At 71.5% G+C, this 23,912-nt stretch carries 21 protein-coding genes; 6 read left to right on the top strand and 15 right to left on the bottom strand.

Annotated elements, in window-relative coordinates; all coding sequences use genetic code 11:
- The 8 genes from JAO81_RS12765 to JAO81_RS12730 all read right to left on the bottom strand — a co-directional run.
- The coding region (locus JAO81_RS12765; RefSeq protein ID WP_199547937.1) for an endo alpha-1,4 polygalactosaminidase at positions 1 to 843 on the bottom strand (843 nt) is incomplete at its 3' end.
- Positions 840 to 1,526, bottom strand: a complete 687-nt coding sequence (locus tag JAO81_RS12760) for a spherulation-specific family 4 protein (protein WP_233415281.1) — start codon at positions 1,524 to 1,526, stop codon at positions 840 to 842. The genes JAO81_RS12760 and JAO81_RS12765, both read right to left, overlap by 4 nt.
- Positions 1,523 to 2,425 (bottom strand): NAD(P)-dependent oxidoreductase, encoded by a 903-nt coding sequence (locus JAO81_RS12755; protein ID WP_199547936.1) that lies wholly within the window; start codon positions 2,423 to 2,425, stop codon positions 1,523 to 1,525. The genes JAO81_RS12760 and JAO81_RS12755 overlap by 4 nt, the downstream gene beginning before the upstream one ends.
- Before the next feature lie 8 nt (positions 2,426 to 2,433).
- The gene (locus JAO81_RS12750) at positions 2,434 to 3,147 is read right to left on the bottom strand and encodes a sugar phosphate nucleotidyltransferase (protein ID WP_199547935.1); all 714 of its coding nucleotides are present in this window, start codon (positions 3,145 to 3,147) and stop codon (positions 2,434 to 2,436) included.
- 62 nt (positions 3,148 to 3,209) lie between these two features.
- A complete protein-coding gene (locus tag JAO81_RS12745) occupies positions 3,210 to 4,211 on the bottom strand; it encodes an SDR family NAD(P)-dependent oxidoreductase (RefSeq protein ID WP_199547934.1) in 1,002 nt (333 codons plus the stop codon).
- Positions 4,212 to 4,321: 110 nt separating this feature from the next.
- Positions 4,322 to 5,677 carry a hypothetical protein gene (locus JAO81_RS12740; RefSeq protein WP_199547933.1) on the bottom strand — a complete coding sequence of 452 codons (1,356 nt, stop codon included), beginning with the start codon at positions 5,675 to 5,677 and terminating at the stop codon, positions 4,322 to 4,324.
- Positions 5,674 to 7,158, bottom strand: coding sequence for a GT4 family glycosyltransferase PelF (gene pelF, locus JAO81_RS12735; protein ID WP_199547932.1), 1,485 nt, complete (start codon positions 7,156 to 7,158; stop codon positions 5,674 to 5,676). The genes JAO81_RS12740 and pelF overlap by 4 nt, the downstream gene beginning before the upstream one ends.
- A gap of 253 nt (positions 7,159 to 7,411) precedes the next feature.
- The gene (locus JAO81_RS12730) at positions 7,412 to 9,556 is read right to left on the bottom strand and encodes a hypothetical protein (protein WP_199547931.1); all 2,145 of its coding nucleotides are present in this window, start codon (positions 9,554 to 9,556) and stop codon (positions 7,412 to 7,414) included.
- Positions 9,557 to 9,979: 423 nt separating this feature from the next.
- On the opposite strand from JAO81_RS12730, the gene JAO81_RS12725 reads away from it, so the two are divergent.
- Positions 9,980 to 11,380 (top strand): uracil-xanthine permease family protein, encoded by a 1,401-nt coding sequence (locus JAO81_RS12725; RefSeq protein ID WP_199547930.1) that lies wholly within the window; start codon positions 9,980 to 9,982, stop codon positions 11,378 to 11,380.
- 24 nt (positions 11,381 to 11,404) lie between these two features.
- Here JAO81_RS12725 and JAO81_RS12720 read toward each other — a convergent pair whose 3' ends face one another.
- Complete coding sequence (locus tag JAO81_RS12720; RefSeq protein WP_199547976.1) at positions 11,405 to 12,514, bottom strand: glycoside hydrolase family 6 protein; 1,110 nt, start codon at positions 12,512 to 12,514, stop codon at positions 11,405 to 11,407.
- Between the two features lie 191 nt (positions 12,515 to 12,705).
- Here JAO81_RS12720 and JAO81_RS12715 point away from each other — a divergent pair, with 191 nt between their 5' ends.
- Both JAO81_RS12715 and JAO81_RS12710 read left to right on the top strand, forming a co-directional pair.
- The gene (locus tag JAO81_RS12715) at positions 12,706 to 13,398 is read left to right on the top strand and encodes a DUF5995 family protein (protein ID WP_199547929.1); all 693 of its coding nucleotides are present in this window, start codon (positions 12,706 to 12,708) and stop codon (positions 13,396 to 13,398) included.
- A gap of 77 nt (positions 13,399 to 13,475) precedes the next feature.
- Positions 13,476 to 14,405 carry an LLM class F420-dependent oxidoreductase gene (locus JAO81_RS12710; protein WP_199547928.1) on the top strand — a complete coding sequence of 310 codons (930 nt, stop codon included), beginning with the start codon at positions 13,476 to 13,478 and terminating at the stop codon, positions 14,403 to 14,405.
- A gap of 18 nt (positions 14,406 to 14,423) precedes the next feature.
- Here JAO81_RS12710 and JAO81_RS12705 read toward each other — a convergent pair whose 3' ends face one another.
- The 4 genes from JAO81_RS12705 to JAO81_RS12690 all read right to left on the bottom strand — a co-directional run bounded on the left by JAO81_RS12705 (position 14,424) and on the right by JAO81_RS12690 (position 19,080).
- Positions 14,424 to 16,136: an NAD(P)/FAD-dependent oxidoreductase gene (locus tag JAO81_RS12705; RefSeq protein ID WP_199547927.1), complete on the bottom strand. Its 1,713-nt coding sequence runs from the start codon at positions 16,134 to 16,136 to the stop codon at positions 14,424 to 14,426.
- A gap of 69 nt (positions 16,137 to 16,205) precedes the next feature.
- On the bottom strand, positions 16,206 to 17,003 hold the full coding sequence (locus tag JAO81_RS12700) for a carbon-nitrogen hydrolase family protein (protein ID WP_199547926.1): 798 nt from the start codon (positions 17,001 to 17,003) through the stop codon (positions 16,206 to 16,208).
- 198 nt (positions 17,004 to 17,201) lie between these two features.
- Complete coding sequence (locus JAO81_RS12695) at positions 17,202 to 17,654, bottom strand: Lrp/AsnC family transcriptional regulator (RefSeq protein WP_199547925.1); 453 nt, start codon at positions 17,652 to 17,654, stop codon at positions 17,202 to 17,204.
- 10 nt (positions 17,655 to 17,664) lie between these two features.
- Positions 17,665 to 19,080 carry an amino acid permease gene (locus tag JAO81_RS12690; RefSeq protein ID WP_199547975.1) on the bottom strand — a complete coding sequence of 472 codons (1,416 nt, stop codon included), beginning with the start codon at positions 19,078 to 19,080 and terminating at the stop codon, positions 17,665 to 17,667.
- Between the two features lie 321 nt (positions 19,081 to 19,401).
- Between JAO81_RS12690 and JAO81_RS12685 the strand changes: the two genes are divergently transcribed.
- From JAO81_RS12685 to JAO81_RS12675, 3 genes are read left to right on the top strand one after another with little or no spacing between them, the layout of a single operon-like run.
- Positions 19,402 to 20,514, top strand: coding sequence for an LLM class flavin-dependent oxidoreductase (locus JAO81_RS12685; protein ID WP_199547924.1), 1,113 nt, complete (start codon positions 19,402 to 19,404; stop codon positions 20,512 to 20,514).
- Positions 20,511 to 21,437, top strand: a complete 927-nt coding sequence (locus JAO81_RS12680; protein WP_199547923.1) for an SDR family NAD(P)-dependent oxidoreductase — start codon at positions 20,511 to 20,513, stop codon at positions 21,435 to 21,437. The genes JAO81_RS12685 and JAO81_RS12680 overlap by 4 nt, the downstream gene beginning before the upstream one ends.
- Positions 21,434 to 22,405 carry a GDSL-type esterase/lipase family protein gene (locus tag JAO81_RS12675; protein WP_199547922.1) on the top strand — a complete coding sequence of 324 codons (972 nt, stop codon included), beginning with the start codon at positions 21,434 to 21,436 and terminating at the stop codon, positions 22,403 to 22,405. The genes JAO81_RS12680 and JAO81_RS12675 overlap by 4 nt, the downstream gene beginning before the upstream one ends.
- 112 nt (positions 22,406 to 22,517) lie before the next feature.
- Here the strand turns inward: JAO81_RS12675 and JAO81_RS12670 are convergent, their stop codons facing one another.
- Both JAO81_RS12670 and JAO81_RS12665 read right to left on the bottom strand, forming a co-directional pair.
- Positions 22,518 to 23,015, bottom strand: a complete 498-nt coding sequence (locus tag JAO81_RS12670; protein ID WP_199547921.1) for a GNAT family N-acetyltransferase — start codon at positions 23,013 to 23,015, stop codon at positions 22,518 to 22,520.
- Positions 23,012 to 23,905, bottom strand: a complete 894-nt coding sequence (locus JAO81_RS12665; RefSeq protein WP_199547920.1) for an IclR family transcriptional regulator — start codon at positions 23,903 to 23,905, stop codon at positions 23,012 to 23,014. Before JAO81_RS12665 ends, JAO81_RS12670 begins: the two co-directional genes overlap by 4 nt.
- Positions 23,906 to 23,912: the final 7 nt, after the last annotated feature.

Genomic DNA, 23,912 nt, shown 5'->3' with positions numbered 1-23,912 from the left:
CCCGGGGGGCCGCGGGGGGGGCCCCGGGGGGGGTGGCGCCCCCCCGCAGGGGGGGCCCCGCCCGGCCCCGAGGTCGAGCCGTTTGGCCATCGAGCTGAAGCCGAGGGCCCGGGTCCGGGGGCAGAACTCGGCGGGCGGCACGGCGTACTCGACATGCAGTACGGCCTTGCCCGCGTCGGCGAAGGGCTTGAGCGCCGCGCACTCGTCGTACTGGAAGCACTCCTCGTTCACCGCGAAGTCGAAGTCGCCCACCAGCTGCGGGATCTGCGGCAGATCGTTCTTGAGGCCGACCGACATGCCCCGCGCGTGGGCGAGCCCGGCCAGCATGCGGTTGTACGTGAGCTGGTGCCGGGCGGTGAGCGGGAACCCGGTGTCGTTGAGGTAGCCGTCCATCAGATCGGGTTCCACCGCGTCGAAGCCCTTGGCCCGGCACAGGTCGAACCGCTTGGCCATGAGCGGACGCAGGACGTCGACGCGCCGGATGTCCAGCCAGCGTTCACCGGGCCAGCCGTTGGGACGTCCGAGGACGGCGGCGGGGAAGTCCCGGTGGTCGGGGCGGAAGGACTCCCAGGCACCGGCGTTGAGGTAGCAGATGACCTTGCGCCCGGCGTCATGCAGTCTGCGCACGGTCGCGGCGTCGTTCTCGAATCCGTCGATGTCGTACACCGGGACGTCCACGCCGAAGTCCAGGCGCCCGTCGAGCTGCCACTGCCAGGCCGTGCCCTGCGCGGGGCGCCAGCGCTCACCAGGGCGCGGGTCCGGGTCGGCTGCGGGCGCCGCACAGGCCGCGAGCAGGGCGAGTGTGAGCACAAGGGGCAGGAACCGGAGCGGGCCGCGGGTCATGGTCCAGTGTCCGTGGCGGGCCCTGCGGCGGCGAGCGGTGGCGGCTGCGCCCACGGATTGGCGCCGTGCCCGGGCACCGCGCAGGACACCGCGGCGCCCCGCAGCCGTGCCGTACGGACGGCCACGCCGCACAGTCCCTGGGGCACCCCGTGCACCAGGTGGCAGAAACGCTCGGGCGGATAGGAGGCGGTCCACCGGGGCGGCGAGGGGGCGTCGCCATCCCCGCCCCCGCCCCCCCCGCCCCCCACCAGGCCGCCGGCCGCCGGGGGGTCCCCGGGCGCCGGGTGCACTCCGGGGTTGAGGACGACGGTCTCCAGGCCGCGGGCGCGGGCCGTGCGCGCCATGCGCCGGTAGTGGCGCAGACAGGAGGCCTCGGCCGCGGCCTGGTCGAGGAAGCAGCCCTCGGTTCCGTACCAGTCGCGGTGGCGCTCCAGGTCGGCGATGACCTCCCGCCGGGGACGGCGGCCGTAGTCGGTGTCGGCGTAGCCGAACAGCCGTACCCCCGCCGCCCGCAGATCGCGGGCAGCGGCGGCGAAGGACGGTTCGCGGGTGTCGCCCGGCCCGTCGGCGACGTTGACGATCACGCCGTAGAGCAGGTCGGCGCGGAGCGCCAACCGCTCCCAGGCGCCGGGATCGACGGCCGGATGCACGTACATCGGCACCAGCAGTCCCCCAGCGGTCAACGGACCGCCCCGGTCCTGACGGATGCCAGCTCATGCCAGTGATCCGTGACGGACTCGGCCAGCATGCGGCGCGGCTGCCAGCCGAGCGCGGCCCGCGCCGCACCGATGTCCGCGCAGCTCCAGGAGACGGCGCCCGAACGGGCCGAGCCGTCGCCGGTCTCCTCCAGCGGGCCCGAGTGCCCGGACACCTCGACGAACCGGTGGGCCAACTCGCGCACCGGGGTCGCGCGTCCGCTGCCGATGTTCAGGACGGCCGGCAGCGGTCCCGGCGCGCACACGGCGAGCGCGACGGCCTCGGCCACGTCCCGGGCGTCCACGAAGTCCCGGTACGCGGACAGATCACCTACGCGTACGGCTCCTCCGGGTCCGGCCCGCAGGAGCTCGGCGGCCAGCCGGCCGGGCAGCCCCGCGGTCGGCGCCCCCGGCCCGACCGGGTTGAAGACCCGCAGCACCACGGCGTCAAGGCCCGCGGCCGCCACGGCCACCGTGCCTGCCAACTTCGTTGCGCCATAAGGCGTCTGAGGCCTGGTCGGCGCGTCCTCCGCGACCGGTACGCGCGTCGCGGTGGGCCCGTACTCCCCCGCGGAGCCGAAGTGCACGAGCCGCGCCGAGGGCGCCGCCTCCTGCAGGGCCTCGCACAGTGCGGCCGGCCCGCGCGCGTTGAGGTCGGTCAGACGGACGGCACTGCCGGCCACGAGGCCCGCGCAGTTGACCACCGCGTCGGGCGCCGCGGCGTACACGGCGTCGGTGAGGAGTGCGGGGTCGGCGGTCAGGTCGAGTGTCACGTCGGCGTCCGGCGAGCGGCCCCCGACGAGCAGCCGGACACCCGGCAGGGCGCGCAGCCGCTCGGCGGTGTGCCGGCCGAGGAACCCCCCGGCGCCCAGGATGAGTACGCGCATGGCGGCGATCACGCCCCCTTGAGGAGCACACCGCGGTGCGTGGTGAACTCCGCGTTGGCCCGGTCGTAGTCGTCGGGGCGGCCGATGTCCAGCCAGTAGCCGCTGAACTCGTAGGCGTGCGGCGGCCTCCGGGCGGCGAGCAGGTCGAGCACGAGCTCGTCGAAGCCGAGCGGCAGGCCCGGCGTGTACCCGGCGAGGGTCGCCCGGGACAGGCCGTACACGCCCATGGAGACCCGGTAGTCGAGGCTCGGCTTCTCGGCGAAGGAGACGATCCGGCCGGACTCCGTGGTCAGGACGCCGAAGTCGATGGCTACCTTGCGGGCGTACGTGGCGACGGTGAGCGGTGCGCCGGAGGCGGCGTGCCGGTGGAGCACGTCCCCGTAGTCGAGGTCGGTGAGGATGTCGCCGTTCATCACGAGGAAGTGCTCGGGCAGTTGGTCGAGCATCGGCAGCAGCGGCCCCATGGTGCCCAGCGGGCTGTCCTCGGCCGCGTAGTCGATGCGCAGCCCCCACTGGCTCCCGTCGCCCACGTAGGCGCGGATGATGTGCCCGAGGTGGCCGATGGCCACGGTGCAGCTGGTGAATCCGGCGGCGGCGAGCTGGCGGAGCACGATCTCGAGGATTGCGTGCTGGTCGCCGATCGGGACGAGCGGTTTGGGCAGCGCGGTGGTGTACGGGCGCAGCCTGACGCCCTTGCCCCCGGCGAGGATCACTGCGTGCATGGGTCTCCCCCTGTCGGTCGTGCTGGTGGTGGACTGCCGCGCCCCGTCGGGGCCCGGCGCGGTCAGATGTTGTAGATGCCGGTCTTGTAGCGGGCGAGGTGCGCGGGGTCGCGGAAGAAGTCGATGGTGTCTGCGAGCCCGGACTGCAGGGTGTGGCCCGGTTCCCAGCCGGTGGCGGCGCGCAGCCGGGAGGCGTCGGCGACGAGGCGCATGACCTCGGAGTTCGCGGGCCGGATGCGCTCGGCGTCCTCGCGTACGTCGAGTTCGGTGTCCATCAGCTTGCCGATGAGCCGGGTGAGGTCACCGACCGAGATCTCCTCGCCCGTACCGGCGTTGAAGGTGCGGCCGACCACCTGCTCGGCGGGCGCGGTGCCCACGGCGAGGAACGCCTGCGCCGTGTCCTTCACGTACAGGAAGTCCCTGGTGGGCCGCAGGTCTCCCAGGGTGACGGTCCCCGCCCCGGCGGCTACCTGGCCGATGACCGTGGGGATCACGGCGCGCATCGACTGGCGCGGCCCGAAGGTGTTGAACGGCCGCAGGGTGACGACCGGGGTGGCGAAGCTCGCGTGGTAGCTGTCGGCGAGCCGGTCGCCGCCCGCCTTCGAAGCGGCGTACGGGGACTGGGTGTTGATGGGGTGGTCCTCGGTGATCGGCACGGTCTGCGCGGTGCCGTACGTCTCGCTGGTCGAGGTGTGCACGAGGCGCGGGATCTCCTGGCGCCGTACCGCTTCCAGGACGTTGAGCGTGCCGGTGACGTTGGTGTCCACGTAGCTGTGCGGCGCCTGGTAGGAGTACGGGATCGCGATCAGCGCCGCCAAGTGGTAAACGGCCTCGGTGCCTTCGGTGAGGGCTTGCACCGAGCCGGGGTCGCGGACGTCACCGAGGACGATGTCGACCTGGTCGAGCACGTCGGGCGCGAGGGTTTCCAGCCATCCGTACGAGGAGAAGGAGTTGTACTGGGCCATCGCACGGACCCGGTGCCCGGCGGCGACGAGCGCTTCGGTGAGGTGCGAGCCGATGAAGCCTTCGGCGCCGGTGACGGCGACAAGTGCGGGTGAGGTCACGGTCGTTGCTCCTGGGATGAGTACGGGATAGTGGTCCGGACGCCCGGCCGGTGCGGGGCCCCGGCGCCGGGTTCGGCGGTGGACGCTGGATTCGGCGGTGGACGCTGGATTCAGCGGTGGGCGCTGGGGCGGGCGAGCAGCCGGAGGGCGCCGACCGTCAGGACGGCCGCGGCCAGGGCGGTACTTATCAACTGCACTGGTGCGCCGGGGAGTTCGACGTGCCACGCCGCGGCCTGCGTGCCTGCCGCGGCGAGCGTGACGAGGGCCGGGAACCAGGACACGGAGAACGCCTGCAGCAGCAGCGCCGTCCAGAACACGGCGCCCAGGCCGATCAAGGCGAAGGGCCCGGTCCCCGCGATCAGTGCCGCGCACCCGAGGAGGCCGACGTACCCGCCCAGGCACAGGGCGAGCGCCCGGCCGGAGCCGCGCGCGAATCCGCGCAGGTCGGTGGTGGACCGCAGCGCGGCCACCGTCAGCGACCGGTAGCGGTAGAGCACCCATTCGGCGAAGCCCATGCTGAGGGTGAGCACCACGACCGTAAGGGCGTCGAGCGCGCCGGCCAGGACGACGAGCACGCCGGCCGCGAGCCCGAACAGGCCGTACGGCAGGGAGGAGAACACCGGCACGGTGCACGGTGTCTTCTCGCCGGTGCGCAGCGCCGCACGCAGGGCGCCCCAGGCGGCACCGACGCTCAGTGCCACGGTGCCGAACAGCACCACGAGGACGGCGGCCACCGGCAGCATCCATATGAGCGTCGCTCCCGCACCCGCCGCCAGGGGCAACAGGCTGAGCAGCAGCGCCCGTTCGCGCCCGAGGACCAGCAGCGCGCTCGCCGCGGCCAGGTACACGGACTGTCCCGCGGCGAAGGCGCCCGCGAGGGTCGGTCCGGACAGGGCGGTGCCGAGTCCTGCGCTCACCAGCGCGCCGGCCGGTGCGCCGACGCGCAGGGTGCGCGCCGCGCCGGCCCGCCCCTCGGTCGCGAGCCGCAGATGGGCGCGGTGGCTGAGCCCCTGGTTCACGGCCCAGGCGAGGAGGGCGGCCGCGACGAGCCCGGTCAGGTCCTGGCGCCCGTGCCGCAGCGGGACGGCGAGCACGTAGGCGAGCCCCGGCAGGGCGAAGACGAGTCCGCGCACGGCGCAACGCAACGGGTCCGCGCGCCATGGGTCGGTGCCGGCAGGCGGCGAGGGGTGGTGGCGTGGCACACGGTCGTAGAGGTCCTCGGCGAGGGCGAACAGGTCGGACCGTCCGTACTGCCGCTCGACCCGTTCGGCGGTGAGGCCGTCCGATTCGAGGAGTGCGGCCACCTCGTCGGGGTGGGTGGCGACGGCGATCTGCTCGACGAGGCGTTCGGCGAGTTCGTCGACCGGATCGGCGGCCCAGGCGGGACGGACCGGTCCGGTGCGCTCGCGCGGCAGCGCCGGCAGATCGTCCCCGTCGCCGGGCAGCAGGCGCAGCGGGCCGCTCACGCGAGGGCTCCTTCGGAGGCCTGGCCGGCGCTCCACGCGCTGTCCGGCGCGGCGAGTTCCTGGTAGACGGCGCGGAAGGCCTCGATGGTGCGGCGCAGCGTGAACTGCTCGATCACCCGCAGCCGGGCGCTCTCCCCCAGCGCGGCCCGCCTCGCGGGATCGCGCAGCAGCTCGAGCGCCGCGCGCGCCATCGCGGCGGGCTCCCTCGGCGGGACGACGAGTCCGCTGTCGCCGACGGCCTCGCGTACGCCGCCCACATCGGTGGAGACGGTGGCGCGGCCGCAGGACATCGCCTCGATCAGGGTGAACGGGAAGCCCTCGCTGATGCTGGACAGCATCACCACGTTGCCGGCCGCGTAGGCCTCCAGGATGTCGTCGACGCGCCCCTCGAACGAGACGGATTCGCCGAGTCCGAGCTCGGCGGCGAGCGCCGTGCACTTCTCCCGGTATCCCTCCGAGCCCCGCGGGGTGCCGCCGAACAACCGCAGCCGCGCCTGCGGGAGTTCGGCCCGTACCAGCGCGAAGGACCTGATCAGTGTCTCCAGGTCCTTGATCGGGTCGATCCGGCCGGCCCAGCTGAGCGTGGGCACGGCGGGCTCGGGGCCCGCGGGCGGGAAGGCCGCCGGGTCCACGCCGTTGTAGACGGTGCGGATCGCTCCGGGTGCGGCCCCGCCGCGCCCCTCCCACAGGCGGTTGTAGCGGTTGCCCGGGGTGATGAGCGCGGCGGCCCGGTAGGACTCCTCGGCCAGCAGCCGGAAGAAGCCGAGCATCAGGCACTTCACCGGCCAGGCATAGGCACCGCTGCGATAGCCGAGGTAGCGCTCGCGCTGGTACACCCCGTGCTCGGTCAGGAGCAGCGGCACTCCGTACAGCTGCCGGCCCACCAGCCCGGGCAGCACCGCGAGGCCCCCGCTGACCGCGTGCGCCACCCCGTCGCGGGGCGGCTCGGCGGCGAGCGGGCGCAGGGCGTGCTCCAGGAGTTCGGTGGCGGTGAGGGCGTCGTGCAGCGTGGGCCGTGCGGCGGAGACGGGCAGGTCCGTCCGGTTCCAGACGTCGGCCAGGACCCGCAGGGCCTGTTCGGTGCGCAGTGCGGGCCCGAGCCGTCCCTCGCGGGCCACCGCGGCCAGGCCGTGGAGCGCGAGCCCGAAGTACCGTTCGACGGCCGGGTCGAGCAGCGCGGTCAGGAACAGCTCGTACGTGGAGAGGATCTGTCGCAGCCGGCGCCCGCGCGGCGCCCGTCCGGCGGGGGCGGGGCCCCAGAGCGGGACGGTGACGGGCTCGGCTACGTGGGAGGGCAGCTCCCACAGCAGTGGCTCGCGTCCCGTGCCGGTGACGGCCGTGACGCGGAACTCGAAGTCCGGCATGCCGCGGACGAGTTGGTCGCACCAGACGCTCACGCCGCCATGGCTGTGCGGATAGGTGCCTTCGGTCAGCAAGGTGACCCGTGCCGTACCGGAGTACGGCAGGTGTGACGGTGGCATGGTTCTGCTCCCCCGGGGTCTGTCGCCCACGGGCCTGGCGGCCTCGTTGCGGCAGGCGTGCGATACGGCCGGTGCCGGGAGCGGCGGGTCTCCCGGCACCAGGACCGCTGGTGCGTCGGAACGGATCGAGCGACTCGTACGGGTCGTACGGGTCGTACGGCCGGTTCGTACAGGTCGTACGGGTCGTACGGCCGGTTCCTACAGGTCGTACGGGCAGTTCGTAGAGGCGGTGCCGCCCTCACGGGCGGCGTCGTCAGCGCGTCACGCCGTACGGAACGTGCCGGCGGACGCCCTTGGGCGCCGGCAGCTCACCGGCCGGTTCGGCCACGGGCCGGGCCGCTTCCGTGGTCAGGGCGGTGGTCGCCGTCCCCGGCACGGTGAGGGTGATCTGGGTCTGCAGCAGGGCCGGTGAGACGCGTCCGGACAGCGAGCCCGCGTAGGCCGTGCCGAACGGGGCGGTGCCAAGGAGCAGGTTCTGCCGGGTGCCGGCCGGCATGGTCGCGGTGGTCTTCACCCCGGCCGGGGCCTGCACGGTGACGGTGTTGCCGATCCGGTAGGCGGTGATCCGGCCCGCCCGCACGGCCGTGTCCCAGGCCGCGCGCTCGGTCAGTTCCGCGCCGATGTCCTTCTGGCGCAGGTTCACCAGCGGTGCGCTGTCCGCGTAGAGGCCTTCGTACGCGGCGATGATCGCGTTCAGGACCGGGTAGGCGATGCGGTCCTCGGCCAGGTTCGACTGGTGGATGAAGTGCGGGCGCGGGTCGTTGGCGAGTGCGTGGGACAACGCGATCCGTGTCTCCAGCGGCACGATGTAGTCCGTGTACCCGGTGACGGGGTCCAACGGCGCTTCCAGGCAGGTGGTGTTGGCGGCGGTTTCGCAGATGCCGCTGCCGCCGTCCGCCTTGCGGGTGTAGATCCAGTTGTACTCGTCGATCTGCTCGGCGGCGCGGGCCGCGTTGTAGAAGACGTTCATCGGATAGCGCGGCACGGTCGTGGCGGGTCCGAGGGTGCGCTGCTGCCGTTCGCGCGAGTTGTCCGACGCGAGGCTGCGGATGCCGGTGTCCGAGAGGGCGCCCGCGAGGTTCGGATTGTCCGCGGGCTGCTGCGGGAGCGTCTTGAGGCCGGAGTGCTCGCCGGTCACCAACTCGTCGCTCTGCAGCGACAGTCCGGCGTTCACCGCCCAGTTCCGGTTGTCGCGGATCTGCGCGGCGATCACCGACCGGGTCACGTACTTGACGCTGCCGTCGGCGTTCTTGGCGCACACCCAGGGCACCACGGAGACGTCCTGTACGCACCCGAGATAGGGGTGGTCGTAGGTGTGGTTGACCCAGCGGTAGCGGGCCTTGTCGGCGAGCAGCTGCTGGGCGAGGGGGTCGCTGCCGCCGTTCTCCGCCTTGTACCGGACGCTGCCGCCGCCGTTGTAGACCATGTCGAGCGTGAACTTCCGCTCCGTGGACCACTGGGCCGCGTACCGCGCGTCGTCGGCCGTCATCCGGATCGGCCGCGGTACGCCCTGCCCCGGCTGGCAGTCGACGTCGCCGGGGGTGCAGTTGAGCGCGCTGTCCCAGCGGTCGTCGGCGCCGAAGACGTCGTCGACGTGCACGGCGAAGTAGTTGCGGTTCAGGCCCAGATGGACGCCCTGGGTCATCCACCCCACGATGCCGCGCGCGAGCAGCCGGTACTGCTGCTGGTGCTGGTTGTAGACGAAGGACACGACCAGTTCGCGCCGGCCGTCGTGCCGGTACTCGCCGACGATGGTGCCGCGCTCCTGGCTCTGCGGCAGCGGCACCTCGACGTACGAGGTGAAGTCGGCGCCCGCGAGGGGCTTGGCCGCGAAGGCGTAACTCTCGCCCACCGTCGGCGAGTTGTCCTCGAAGGGCACGGCGCCGTCGAGATAGCCGAAAGGACCGGCCTTGCCTGCGGCGGTCACCTGTGCCTTCGCGCCGTCCAGCGATCCGCTGTAGCCACCGTTCACCGGGTAGTCGAGTCCCACCTCGGGACGGGCGTAGGTGTAGGCGTCGACCTGCGGGATCGCGAACTTCTTCTCGTACGTGGCGAGCGCGGCCATCTCGGCCGAGCCCTCACCGAACGGGTTGTCGTTCGGCAGCACGACCGCCTGGAACTTGGCGCGGGGCCGCCCGGAGACGGTGTCCGAAAGGAAGGCGGCATTGATGGCAGGACGGTCGGCGCGGCCGAGGTCCACGAGCGTGTAGGGCGTGCCGGCGCCGTCGAGTTCGGCGGCGATCGCGGCCGTCGCGGGGCCGCCGTCGCTCACGACCAGGATCTTCAGATCGATGCGCGGTACGGGGTCGGCGGCCGCGGCTTCGAGGGGTGTGACGGTTGCCAGGGCCAGCGACGCCGTGGTCAGGGCGAGTGCGGCTCTGCGCAGCTTGCGGTTCATTGCGGAATGGATCCCTCCCCGGAAGGGGCGTGCCGACTCCCGTACGACATGTCCCTTTCCCACTGCGGGAGGCCAGGTGTGGCAGTCGCCCCTGTGTGTCCCGCTCTGTCGGATCACATAGTGGAGTGCCGGGGGTGGGAGATGTGGGGAGCCTGTGAAAGGTGGCGAGATCCGTTCAGGCGCCGAAGCGGGCCAAGGGCGCCCTGACGAGCAGCCCCAGCGGTCCACACCTCTGAAAAGTATTTTCGCCACTCACCGGATCCAGCCAATTACGCAACGTTTCCTTCGTTCGGTCGTTGCGAACGGTCGCGCACCCCGCCACCTGCGTCGTTCCCGACACATCGTCGAGAAGAGCACACATGTGCGGCGCCTTAGCATTGCGGAGATCATCACGGCTCCGCGCGAGGAAAGAGACCACCCACCATGAATCTCGGCGTCCGCTGGACCCTGCACGGCGACGGGCGCACCCCGGCGCCCGGCGCGGTGGTCCGCCCCGACGAACGGCTCACCTGGCCGCGCACCTTCGGTCTGGGTGCGCAGCATGTGGTGGCGATGTTCGGGGCATCGTTCGTCGCGCCCGTCCTGATGGGTCTCGACCCCAACCTCGCGATCATGATGTCGGGTGTCGCGACGGTCATCTTCCTGCTCGCGACCCGCGGCAAGGTGCCCAGCTACCTGGGCTGTTCGCTGTCGTTCGTGGGTGTCGCGGCCGTCATCCGGGCGCAGGGCGGCAGCAGCGCCACGGTCACGGGAGCGGTGCTCGTGGTGGGTGCCGCACTGTTCCTGGTGGGCCTCGCCGTACGGAAGTTCGGGGCGCGGATCATCCATGCCGCGATGCCGCCGGTGGTGACCGGCGCGGTGGTCATGCTGATCGGGTTCAACCTGGCGCCGGTGACCGCGTCGACGTACTGGCCGCAGGACCAGTGGGTGGCCCTCCTGACGATGCTGTTCACCGGTTTGGCCGTGGTGTGCCTGCGCGGTTTCTGGGCCCGTATCGCGATCTTCCTCGGCCTGATCTTCGGATACGCGATCTCCTGGGGCTTCGACCGAGTCTTCGGGAAGATCAACTCGGTGGTCGGCGGCGGCGCGCCCACCGACCATTGGCGGCTCGATCTGTCGGCGGTCGGCAAGGCGGACTGGATCGGCCTGCCGAGCTTCCACGGCCCGTCCTTCGAATGGTCCGCGATCCTTGTGGCGCTGCCCGTGGTGATCGCCCTGATCGCCGAGAACGCCGGGCACGTCAAGGCGGTCGGCGAGATGACCGGCGACAACCTCGACGACAAGCTGGGCACCGCGATCTCCGCGGACGGCGCCGCGTCGATGCTCTCCACCGCCGTCGGCGGCCCGCCGAACACCACGTACGCGGAGAACATCGGCGTCATGGCCGCGACCCGCGTCTACTCGACGGCCGCCTACTGGGCCGCGGCGCTCTTCGCCCTGCTCTTCGGACTGTGCCCCAAGGTCGGCGCGATCGTCGCCGCGATCCCGGGCGGTGTGCTCGGCGGCATCACCGTGATCCTCTACGGCATGATCGGTCTGCTCGGTGCGCAGATCTGGATCAACTCCCGGGTCGATCTGCGCAATCCGCTCAATCTCGTGCCGGCCGCGGCGGGCATCATCATCGGCACCGGCGGGGTCAGCCTGAAGTTCACGGACACCTTCGAGCTCAGCGGGATCGCCCTGGGCACGCTGGTCGTCATCACCGGGTACCACGTACTGCGGGCGTTCGCCCCCGCGTACATGAAGGAGAGCCGCGAACCGCTGCTCGACGAGGGCACTTCGCGGTACGAGGGCGAGAGCCCCGCTCCGGACCGGACGAGCTGATCAGCTGCGGACCGGAAGAGCTGATCAGCCGCCGGTCACCAGGTCGTACGCGTAACTCGGCGTGAATGTGCCGGGTTTGCCCTTGCAGCCGTCGGACTCCCCCGGCAGCTTGATCCAGAGATACGCGTCGATCCGGGACCGGCCGGTGGAGAGCGTCGGCGGGCGGCCGAGTTTGCGGCCCGCCGGATCGCACCACTCGCCGGCGGGCGGCGGTCCGTTGCCATTGCGGCTGGTGTCGATCACGGCGCCGAGACCGGACGGGCCGCCGAGCGCGTTCAGGACGGACTGCGCGTAGGCGACTTCGTCGTCCGTGCGGTGGAAGTTCGAGACGTTCGTGAAGATGCCGTCCGACGAGGCCGCCGAGGCGGCGCCCGCCTGCCGCAGCGCGGAGGCCTGTTTCGCCGCGGAGTTCCAGCCGGAGTGGCCCGCGTCGTAGTAGACCCGCGCCCGGGGATTGGCCGCCTTCAGGGTGCGGCCCGCGCGTGCCAGCGAGGCGAAGCGCGCACTGCGCTGCCCCGCGTCGAGACACTCGAACTGGGCCAGCGAGTCGGGTTCGAGTATCACGATCACGTCGGATGAGCCGAGCCCCGCCGCGAACTTCTGGATCCACGCGTCATACGCCCCCAGATCGGGCGCCCCGCCCTGCGAGTGCCCGCCGCAGTCCCGGTCCGGGATGCCGTACGCCACCACCGTGGGCACCTGGCCGCGTGCCGAGGCGCCCGAGGTCACGGCCCGTACCCGGGAGGTGATCGTGTCGGGGCTGTAGTCGGCGAACCAGACGGCGGCCGGACGGTCGGCTATCTGCGCCTCAATCTGGGGCCGGCGGGGGTCGTCACGGTTGGCCCGCACCCAGTCGAGCACCTGGGACTGGCCGTGCAGATAGAGCCCGCTGGACACGGAGGACTGCGCCTTCCCCTTGGGTGCCTTCGTTCGCGGCTTCTTCGACGGCGACGTGGACGGCTTCGGGGACTTCGACGGGCTCGCGGACGCGGAAGGTGTGGGGACCGCGGGCAGCGGCTCCAGCCTCGGCACCCGGGTCTCCTTGGGCCCGGCCTCGTCCGCCGTTCCCCCGCCGTCGGCCAGCACGCCGGTGACCGTGCCGATCACCACGACCAGCGAGGCCGCGGCGGCCATGCCATGGCGCAGATGTGTCCGTCTGCGCTCGGCGCGTTCGGCCCGGCGCTGCGCGCGTACGCCTTGCACGTCGCTCTTCCCCCCACCATTTCTGTTCCCTTACCCGGCCCGCGGGCGCCCCGTTCCCCCGATCCGGCGAAGCTCCCGGCCCGGCGGACCTCCCCGCAGCCTACGGCTGGGACGCTGCGTGCATGGCGCAGACCGGTCAGTTCACAGCAGACACCCCCCATGTCACGGCCGTCGCGGCGCGGATGCGCGCCCTGGACGCCCGGTGGCCGCAGACGGATGGCGTGGCCGTCTTCAACCGGGTGTATCTGGCGGTGACCGAGGAGATCGACACGCGTCTGCGCGGTGGCGAGTTCCCCGACGTCGTAGCCGCACAGACGCTCGATATCCGTTTCGCCGGACGCTACTTGGACGTCGTCGACGCCGCGGCGGAAGGCAGCCGTCCACCCGCGTGCTGGCGGCCGCTGTTCCAGTACCGGGGCCATCGCGGCGTACGACCGCTGCAGTTCGCGCTCTCGGGCATCAATGCGCACATCGGCCACGATCTCGCCCTGGCCGTCGTGGACACCTGTCGTAGCCTCGACTGCGAACCCCGCATGATCGAGGACGAGTTCGACCGTGTCGGCGAGATCCTCGTGGCGCTGGAGGAGCGCATCCGCGAGGAGCTGATGCCCGGTCCCGATCTGCTCCAGGTGGCCGATCCGCTGACGCATCTGCTCGGCTCCTGGAGTCTGGAGCGCGCGCGGGACGCGGCATGGTCGGCGGCACGGGTGCTGTGGGGGCTGCGTGAACTGCCGGAGCTGGCCGAGGAGTTCACCCAGCGGATGGATGCGGGTGTCGGTCTGGTGGGGCGGTGTCTGCTGACCCCGTGGCGCTGACCTCGGACGACGGCGTCCGGTGAAATAGGCGGTACGGCCGCCGCGTTGTGAGCGGCACATCCACCAGGAGGTCAGGTATGGCGATCCGGCTCGGTCTTTCGCTCCCGCAGATGAAGCAGTTCGACATCGGCCGCGACATCCCCGCGGTGGCACGGGCCGCGGAGGACATCGGTTACGAGAGTGTCTGGGTGTTCGAGCGGGTGCTGTTCCCGACACCCATGCGGCAGGGCCTGGCCGGAATCGAAGGACTGCCCTGGCCCGACGCGTACCGTTCGGTCGCCGAACCACTGGTCTCCCTCAGCCTCGCGGCCGCGGTGACCGAACGCGTAAAGCTGGGCACCAGCGTCCTGGTCGCCCCGCTGCACGTCCCGTTCGAACTGGCCCGCGCGCTCGCCACACTGGACCGTGCGAGCGGCGGCCGGGTGGTGGCGGGCCTGGGCACCGGCTGGGCACATGACGAGTACGCGGCCCAGGGCGTCGCCCCGTTCTCCCGGCGCGGACAGGTTCTCGACGAGCTGCTCGATGTATGCGCCGCCGTCTGGGGCCCCGATCCGGTCTCCTACGAAGGTGAGCTGACGCAGATCGTGCCGTCCGAGGTCGGCCCCAAACCGGTCCGTCCCATCCCTGTCCACCTCCCGGCGTTCAGCCCGCGCGCGACGCGGCGCCTGGTGCGGCGCGCGGACGGCTGGATGCCGATCGCGATGGGCGCACCCCAACTGGCCGCGGCCTGGCAGGGGGTGCGGGACATGGCAGCCGAGCACGGGCGCGAGCGGCCGGTCGACGTGACCGTCCGCGTCAACGCCCGCCTTCTCGACAAGCCGTACGAGGGTGACGACCGCGAGCCTTTCCAGGGCAGCCTCGATCAGCTCGTCGAGGACCTCGCCGCGCATGCGCGGGTCGTCCCGGGCACCTACTTCTTCGATCTGCAGAACGGTGCCCGCGACGGCGAGGAGCTGAAGGACCGGGCGGCCGCGGTGTACGAAGCCGTGGCCGCGTCCGGGATCTGATCCTTCGCCGGGACCCGGTCAGTCCTCGGGCAGCTCCACCGGCGCGATCTCGTCGAAGAGGTCGCCGGGCCCGGGGTTGGCCGGGTCGGTGGCGCCGCCGAACTGGTGCATGACGCCCCACACGGCGTTGAGCGCGGTCTGTACGGCGCCTTCGGCCCAGCCGGCCGTCCACGAGATGTCGTCGCCGGCCAGGAAGAGCCCGCGCTTGTCGTCCGGCAGGCGGTCCTGCATGAAGTGCGTGAACAGACGCCGCTGATAGCGGTAGTGGCCCGGCAGGTTGGCCTTGAACGCGCCCATGAAGTAGGGCTCGTTCTCCCAGGAGACGGTGACCGGGTTGCCGATGATGTGGCCGCGGATGTCGACGTTCGGGTAGATCTCGCCGAGCGACTTCAGCATGACCTCCATCCGCTCGTTCGCGGACAGCGGCAGCCACTTGAGGCTGTCGTCGCACCAGGTGTACGAGAGGCAGATGACGGCGGGCTTGTCGGGGCCGTTGTCGAGCAGGTAAGTACCGCGCGTCATACGGTCGGTGAGGGTCATCGACATGACGTCGCGTCCCGTCGCGTTGCCTTGGCCGTCGACGGCCTTGTCCAGCCAGAACGGCCGGTCGACCGGCACGAACAGCTTCGAGGACTCCATGTAGTGCGTGCGCTCGATCGCCGTCCAGTGGTCGATCGGGAAGAGCGAGTCATCGCAGGCGATCTTCGAGAGCAGCATCCAGGACTGCGCGGTGAAGACCGCGGCACGGTAGGTACGGATGTCGCCGCTCGCGTCCGTCACGGTGACCCGGTTGCCGGCGGTGCGGTGCAGCCGGGTCACGGCGGGACGCGGCTCGCCGCCCTCGTGCAGGGAGCTCAGCGAGGTCCCGTAGCCCCAGTGGAGGATCTTCTCGGGGGTGCGCTCCCAGAGCCTGAGCGGCAGCTGCTGGCTGCCGCCGACGATGCCGCGGTGGTGGTCGTCGGCCTCGGTGTAGACGACCCGCAGGATCTCCAGGATGGAGTTGGGGAAGTCGGTGTCCCAGCCGCCGGTACCGAAGCCGACCTGGCCGAAGATCTCGCGGTGCCGGAAGGACTTGAAGGACTCGGAGTCGCAGAGGAAGCCGTAGAAGGTCTGGTTGTCGAGCTTCTCGACCAGCTGCGCCCAGATCCTGCGGATCGTGGGGATGTCGCGCTCGCGCAGGGCGCGGTTCATGGCGGAGAAGTCGGCGCCCTCCTCCAGACAGGCGTTCCAGGCGTTCATCACGTCCCGGTAGACCTGCGGCAGATCGTCCACCGAAGTGGCGTAGTGCGACTCGCCCTTGAGGTCGACGACCGTCGAAGGGGTGGACTCCGCAAGGGGGTTGGGGAACGGCTTCGTCTCCAGGCCCACCAGGTCGATGTAGTGCTGCAGCGCGGTCGAGGAGGGCGGGAAGCGCATCGCGCCCATCTCGGCGGTGAGTTCGGGGTCGCAGCCCTCGAACCCGACCGTGCGCAGCCGTCCGCCGATCTGGTCGGCCTCGTAGACGACGGGCTTGAGGCCCATCTTCATCAGCTCGTACGCGGCGATGATGCCGGACAGACCGCCGCCTATGACGGCGACCTCCTGTCCGTGCTCGGTCGCCGGTATCTGGCCGAGACCCGCCGGGTGCGCGAGGAAGTCGTCGTACGCGTACGGGAAGTCCGGACCGAACATCGTGATCGGCGGCTGCGTCGCCGAGGTGTGCTGGACGGCGGTGGGCACCGTGGACGTCATGGGGTACGGACTCCTTGCGGGGAAGGGTGCTGCAGAGGGGAGGCAGGGGTCGGAGCAGGCGAGGCAGGGTCAGATCAGGGAGCCGTAGAGGCCCGGGCGCCGGTCACGCAGATAGGGGTTCTCGGCGCGCGAGGCGGCGAGGAACTCCGGGTCCACATCGGCGAAGAGGAGCTCCGGGCCGCGCCCGCCCCGGGTGCGGGCGATGCCGTCGGGACCGACGAGCGTGGACAGGCCCACGAACTCGAACTCGCCTTCCGCGCCGGCCCTGTTCACATACGCCACGTACATCTGGTTCTCGAAGGCCCGCACCGGTACGAGCGATTCGGCGACGAACTGGAAGGGGTGCATCTGCGCGGTCGGCACCAGGAGGAGGTCCGTGCCGGCGAGCGCGTGCGCCCGGACGTTCTCGGGGAACTCCACGTCGTAACAGATCATGATCCCGACCCGCAGGCCGCCGAGTTCGGCCTGCACGACGGTTTTGTCGCCCGCGGTGAAGTGCTGCTGCTCGAAGCCGCCGAACAGATGGGTCTTGCGGTAGTCGGCGAGCGCGGTGCCGTCCGGACCGACGAGGCGCGCGGCGTTATAAACGTGCTCGCCGTCGCGTTCGGGGTAGCCGTAGACGATCGCGAGGCCGTGGCGGGCGGCGGTCGCGGCGACGGTCTGCGCGCAGGGACCGTCGGCGGGCTCGGCGAGACGTGAGACGTCCTCGCCGATCGCGTACCCGGTCAGGAACATCTCCGGACAGATCAGCAGACCCGCGCCGACGGCGGCGGCGCGCTCCGCGGTCTCGGCGAGGAGCGCCAGATTGGCCTGCACATCGCCGGGAGTTCCGGAGTTCTGGAGCAGGGCGGTGCGCAACGGCGGCATGGGCGGACCTCGGTGGTACGGAAGGTGCTGTGGGGACGCCTTGAAGGTACGTTCACGCGCCGGACCGCGACAAGACGCGTCCATTGCGCATTGCCGTGCTGTTTGTTGCGCGAAAGGGGGCTCTGGCGGCGATTCGTTGCGCACAAGTTTCCCCAGCTGTGCCCACCCGTACCGGAGGCGACCTGAAGTCCGCCGCCCCTACCGCGGCGCCCCCGAGGAGTACCGACGCAGCAGCGGCGACAGCACGAGCACCGACTTCGTGCGCTCCACGAACGGCTCCCCCGCGATCTTCTCGAGGACCTGCTCGAAGTGCCGCATATCGGCGGCGAAGATCTGCACCACCGCATCCGCCTCCCCCGTCACGGTCGACGCGGAGGCGATCTCCGGATAGCGCTCGAGTCCCGCGCGGATCGCGTCGGGAGAGGTCTGGCTGCGGCAGTAGATCTCGACGAAGCCCTCGGTCTGCCAGCCGAGCGCCGACGGGTCGACCCGCACCGTGAACCCGGTGATCGCACCGCTCGCCCGCAGCCGGTCGACCCGCCGCTTCACCGCGGGCGCGGACAGGCCGACCAGCTGGCCGATGTCGGCGAAGGAGCGCCGGGCGTCCTCGGCCAGGGCGTGGACGATGCGTTCATCGAGCTCGTTCAGCACGGCGGGCGGGTCACTTCTCCTCGGTCGCAGGGGCGCCGGCCGCCTCCACGGCCAGACGCGAGCGGCTGCGGCCGTACGCGAAGTAGATCGCGAGGCCGACGGCCATCCACAGGCCGAACACCGTCCAGGTGATGGCCCGCAGCGACACCATCATCCACACGCACAGACCGAAGCCGATCAGCGGGAACAGCGGAGCGAAGGGCACCCGGAAGGTGCGGTGGAGATTCGGCCGGGTCCGGCGAAGCACCAGGACCGAGACATTGACCAGGGCGAAGGCGAAGAGCGTGCCGATGCTGGTGGCGTCGGCCAGTTCGCCGAGCGGGATGGCGGCGGCGAGCACACCGCAGAACAGCGAGACCCAGATCGTGTTGATCCGCGGGACGCCGGTGCGCGCGTGGATCTTGGCGAAGGACTTGGGGACCAGTCCGTCGCGGGACATCGCGAAGAGGATGCGGGTCTGTCCGTAGAGCACCGCGAGCACGACGGACGCGATGGCGATCACCGCTCCGCCCGCGAGGACCGTGCCCCAGAAGGTCTGGCCGGTGACCTCGTTCATGATCGCGGCGAGGGTGGCCTCGGTGTCGGTGAAGCCCTCCCAGGGCCGCGCGCCGATGGCCACGAAGGCGACCAGGACGTACAGGGCGGTGACGATGCCGAGCGAGAGCAGGATCGCGCGGGGCAGATCGCGCTGGGGGTTCTTCGCCTCCTCGCCGGCGGTGGAGGCGGCGTCGAAGCCGATGTACGAGAAGAACAGGGTCGCGGCAGCGCCGCTGACACCGGCCATGCCCAGCGGCATGAAGTCCTCGTAGTTGCCGGACTGGAAGCCGGTCAGGCCGACCGCGCAGAAGAGCAGCAGGGCCGCGATCTTCACGCCGACCATGATGGCGTTGACCCGGGCGGACTCCTTGGAGCCGCCGAGCAGGACGACACCCGCGAGCAGGACGAGGATCAGCGAAGGCAGATTGATCACGCCACCGTCGCCGGGCGGCGAGGCGAGCGCGTCCGGGATCGTCACGCCGATGGTGCCGTCGAGGAATTCGTTGAGGTACTCGCCCCAGCCGACGGCCACCGCCGCGATCGAGACGCCGTACTCGAGGATCAGACACCAGCCGCAGATCCAGGCGATGACTTCGCCCAGCGTTGCGTACGCATAGGAGTACGAGGAGCCGGCGACGGGGATGGTGCCGGCCAGCTCGGCGTACGAGAGGGCCGAGAACAGCGCCGTCAGCCCGGCGATCACGAAGGACAGCGTGACGGCGGGGCCGGCCTTGGGCACCGCCTCGCCGAGCACCACGAAGATGCCGGTGCCGAGGGTGGCACCGATGCTGATCATCGTCAGCTGCCACATGCCCATGGTGCGGCGCAGTCCGCCGCCTTCGCCATGACCTCCTTCGGCGACCAGACGCTCGACCGGCTTACGGCGCATCAGACTGCCGATCAGGGACTGGCCGGTGGCAGGGGGCGGCGCGACGGACACCTTGGGACTCCTCGGTGGGCTGTGGGGGACCGCAAGACCATACGGGGTGACGCATTCACTTGCGTAACGCAGCGAATCGACGACCGGAGGGAAAGATTCCGGCGTTTCCGTCCGGAATACGGCAGTTCGTTGCGCGCCGCCACTCGACAGCCCGTGCCGCTGTGAGCATTGACACATCCGCCGGGCTCGCTCATCCTCCTCGCCGCCCGAGCGCGGCATCTTTCGGCATTTCGAAAACCGGCATCTCGAAAAGATGGAGGAGTGGCCCGGATGGATCTGGATGTCCTGTACGAGATCGATGTGCCCAAGCCCTGGAACGGGCCGCACCCCTACGGCCAGCGCGAGGCCGAGCAGCGCGCCTACCGCGAGGCCGTCGAGCAGATACGCCTCGCGGACCGGGTGGGCTTCCGCACCGTCTGGGCGGTCGAGCACCACTTCCGCGAGGGCCGCTCGCACTGTCCGGCGCCGGAGGTGCTGCTCGGCCACCTGGCGGCGCTGACCGAGCGGATACGCCTCGGCTTCGGCGTGACCCTGACGCCCTTCGGGTTCACGCCCCCGCAGCGCATCGCCGAGAAGGTCGCGGCGGTCGACATCCTGTCCGGCGGCCGGGTCGAGTGGGGCACCGGGCGCTCGACGCCGATGGAGCAGACGGCGTTCGGCGTGGACCGCGAGCAGTCGCGGGCGGACTGGCGCGAGGCGATCGAGATCGTCACGGGGATGTGGCGCGAGGAGTACTTCTCCTACGACTCCCCGCGCTTCTCGTTCCCGCGCCGCATGGTCACGCCGAAGCCCGTACAGGATCCGCATCCGCCGGCCTGGATGGCGGCGACCTCGGCGGGTTCGGCGGAGGTGGCGGGCCAGGCCGGGATGGGCCTGCTCTCGTTCTCGATCATGCAGCCGCTGGAGAAGATGGCCCAGCAGGTCGGGGCGTACCGCCAGGCGGCCCTGCACCCCACCCCGCTCACGGACGTCACGACGAACCGCGTCAGCGCGTACACCCTCGTCCATGTCGCGGACAAGCCGTCGCAGCGCGTCTGGGACTCGGTGGCCTGGTGGTACAGCAACCTGGCCCAGTTCACGCTCGACTGGGAGCTGCCCCATCTCTCGCCCGAGGAGCGCGAGCGGACCTTCCCGTTCCTGACGCCGATCCTCGAAGGGAACGTCCCGGTGCGGGAGTTCAACGACGGCGACATGATCCTGATCGGCGACGCGGAGACCGTGATCCGCAAGGCCAAGCACTACGCGGACCTCGGTATCGACCAGCTGATCTGCTACGTCCAGTGGGGCTACCTGGAGCACCAGGAGATCTTGCGGACCATCGAGATCCTGGGCAAGGAAGTCATTCCGGAGCTCGCCGCCTACCAGCCAGGGCGGCCGGCATGAGCGGCGCCGGCGCCGGTGCCGGTGCGGGGGCGAGCGCGGGGGCGAGCGCGGGGGCGGGAGCGAGCGCGGGGGCGAGCGCGGGGGCGGGAGCGACCGCGGGGGCGGGCCCGGGGCCCGGGAGTCCTCTCGACGACTCCCCCGTTCCCGACTATCCGGCGCTTTCGCGCCTGGACGGCCGTGGCTTCGTCCTGCTCGGGGCGGGCAACGGCATCGGACGGCAGACCGCGCACGCGCTCACCGCATCGGGCGCGCGCGTGGTCTGCGTGGACATCGACAAGGAACGGGCCGAGGCGGTCGCGGCCGAGACGGGCTCGCTCGCCTGTACGGCGGATGTGACCCGGCGGGACGCCGTCCGTGAGCTCTTCGCCGATTCCATAAGGGAGTTGGGAGCCGTGCACGGTGTCGTGGACATCGTGGGCATGGCCCGTTACAAGGCGCTCGCGGACCTGGACGACGAGGAGTGGGACTGGCACTTCGACATCGTGCTGCGCCACGCCCGGCTCGCCATCGAGTACGGGGCCGAGGCGGTGGCCGCGTCGGGCGGCGGACCGCTGGCGTTCGTGGCCTCGGTCTCCGGCCTGACCGCGGCGCCGCTGCACGCGGCGTACGGCGCGGCGAAGGCGGGTCTTGTCTCCCTGGTCCGCTCGGCGGCGGTGGAGTACGGCGCGCGCGGTGTCCGCGTCAACGCCGTGGCGCCGGGCGTCGTCTGGACCCCGCGCGTGGCCGGTCTGCTGGGGGCGGAGGGCCGCGCCCGCAACGCGGCCAACGCCCCGCTCGGCCGGGTCGCCGAGACCTCCGACATCGCCTCCGCGCTGCTCTTCCTCGCCTCCCCGCTGTCTTCGTACGTCACGGGTCAGACGCTGGTGGTGGACGGCGGGGTGGGCGTGAAGTTCCCGTATCCGACGATCGGCGGTGCGAAGTGAACGAGTGGCTGCGCGGGGTGAGTTGGCTCTCCGGGGACGGCGCTCCCGTACGCGCGGATCCCGCCGACCGGGACCGTCTGCCCCTGGACACCTGGGAGCGGGCGACGGTGCCGGCCGGGGTGCGGTGCGAGTTCGTGGCCCAGGGCTGCTCGGCGGTGGAGGTGGGGTACTCCGGTGGGCCGCCGCTGCTCGCCGACTCGTATCGCGCCATCGCGCCCGTGTTCACGCTGCTGAGCGGCGAGAAGGTGGTGGCGGAGGCCGCCGCGCAGGCGGGGCAGGACCAGGTCGTACGCCTGGAGGCCGCGCTGGACGGGGAGTTCACGCTCCATCTGCCGGAGGTGCTGCGGCCGGTGGTGCACGAGATCCGCCCGGTGGGCGGTTCGCTGCGTCCGGCTCCCGCCCGCCCGCGCTGGCTGGTCCACGGCGACTCGATCAGTGAGGGCTGGACCACCTCGCGCCCCCATCTCGCCTGGCCGGCCCGCGTCGGACGGGCGCTCGGCCTGGACGCCGTCAACCTCGGCTACGCGGGAGCCGCACGCGGTGAACTCGCCTCGGCACAGCAGCTCGCCTCCCTGCCCGCCGCTGTGATCACCCTGGCCTTCGGCACCAACTGCTGGAGCCGTACGCCGAGTTCGGCCGAGCTCCTGTACGAGACGACGCGCGCGTTCCTGGGCCTCGTGCGGGCCGCCCACCCGGACGTCCCGGTCCTGGTCGTCTCGCCGGTCGTACGCCCGGACGCCGAGCACTCCCCCAATGCCCTCGGCGCGACCCTCAGCGGCCTTCGGGCCGCCCAGGAGCGCGCGGTGACGGACACGCCCGACAAGCACCTTCGGATACTCCCGGGCGCGCGGCTGATCGGCGCGGAGCATCTCGTCGACGGCGTCCATCCCGGCGATGAGGGGCACCGGCTGATCGCGGAGGGGGTCACGGCGGCTCTGAGGGGGTGGGCGCCCGGTACCGGCAGGTGAATCCCATGGGGCCGGCTCCGTCCTCGACGGTTCGGAGCCGCTCAAGGGTCCGCTGCCCGGATGCACCCTGACCGGCGAGGAACTCCCGACGGTGGACGTCAGCGCGAACCTTTCAGGGCCGGAGATCCTTGACCAGGAACGTGCAGGAATCCGCGCACTCCACCCGCAGCCCGCCCCGGTCCACATAGGCCCAGCGGTCCACGTACCGCACGACGGGCCGGTACCCGAGCCGTTCGTACAGCGCCGCCGCCCGCGCATTGGTCTCGTCGACACCGAGACCGATCGCGGGCAGGCCGCGTTCGCGGGCCAGGTCCTCGGCGGCGCGGACGAGGGCGCTGCCGATGCCCTGTGACCTCAAGTGCCCCGCCACCGCAAGCCCGTTGATCTCCGGGCAGGCGCCGACCACTGTCCGCACTTCCGGCGCCGCGCACCCGTTCCAGCGCACCTCGGCATGCCCGGCCGGGATCTCGTCCCGCCAGGCGAGCAGATAAGTCGACTCTCCCGCCTCCTGCCGCCCGAAGCGGGCGGAGTGATGGGAGTCGGCACTGGCGGACGGCAGGTGCTCATCGAGGAGTACGACGTCCTCGGCGCGGCAGGCGATGATCTTCACCCGGCCGACAGTACCGGTGGCCTCCCGCCGATCTCCGCACCCAACACGCCCGCCACCACGGTGAGTTGTCCGGCCAGTTCACGGACCCGTACGCCGTCGATTTCCGGCAGGCCGGTCGCCGTGAGCGCGAGCGCCACCGCACCGTGCTGATCGAAGACAGGCGCCGACAGGGTCGTCAGCCGGTACCGCTCCCCCGGCTCCACCGTCAGCAGCTCGTAGTCGTCGCCGAGCGACACCACCAACTGGGCCACGTGGGAGCGTAGTTCCTCACTTCTCGGCGCGTCCGCCAGCTGGGCCAGGGCCTCGCCCAGGGCCCGCCGCGCGAGGGTGTCACGGTTCGCGGACCAGCCCCGCTCCCGTACCACCGCCATCGCCGTGTCCAGATGGCCGGTCAGCGGAGCGCCCACGGACGTACGGTCGAGCCAGCGCCGTATCTCCCCCGAACCCGCGCCCGACCAGGCGAGGAACACCTGGCCGACCGGAGGCAGCAACGGCAGCCGCATCCCCGCCCACACGTCGGGCGCCCGCCCCCGCCCCTCGACGGCCAGGATCACGATGCTGTCGCCCGCGACCGCGCTGACCACGTACTGGGCACCCGACGCGGCGGCCAGGGACCGTAGTTCGCCGCGGGCCCGGTCGACGACCCGGTGCCGGGTCAGGGCCGCGTGCCCCACCGCCACCACCGACATCCCGAGGCCGTACGTCTTGCGCCGCGGATGGCGCGCGAGATAGCCGGCGTCGGTGAGCGCCTGGAGCACGGAGAGCAGCGAGGCGAGGTTGATGTCGAGCGCGTCGCTCAACTCGCTCAGCGTGTACGACTGTTCGGGGTGCGCCGCGAAGTAGTCGAGCACGGCGAGCGCGCGGCCTGCGGCGAGAGCTGGACGTACCACGGCCCTG

The organism is Streptomyces sp. N35, from assembly GCF_016464295.1.
Taxonomy (GTDB): Bacteria; Actinomycetota; Actinomycetes; order Streptomycetales; family Streptomycetaceae; genus Streptomyces.
Note: the sequence above shows the minus strand (reverse complement) of the source record. Positions and strands in the feature narration are given on the sequence as shown.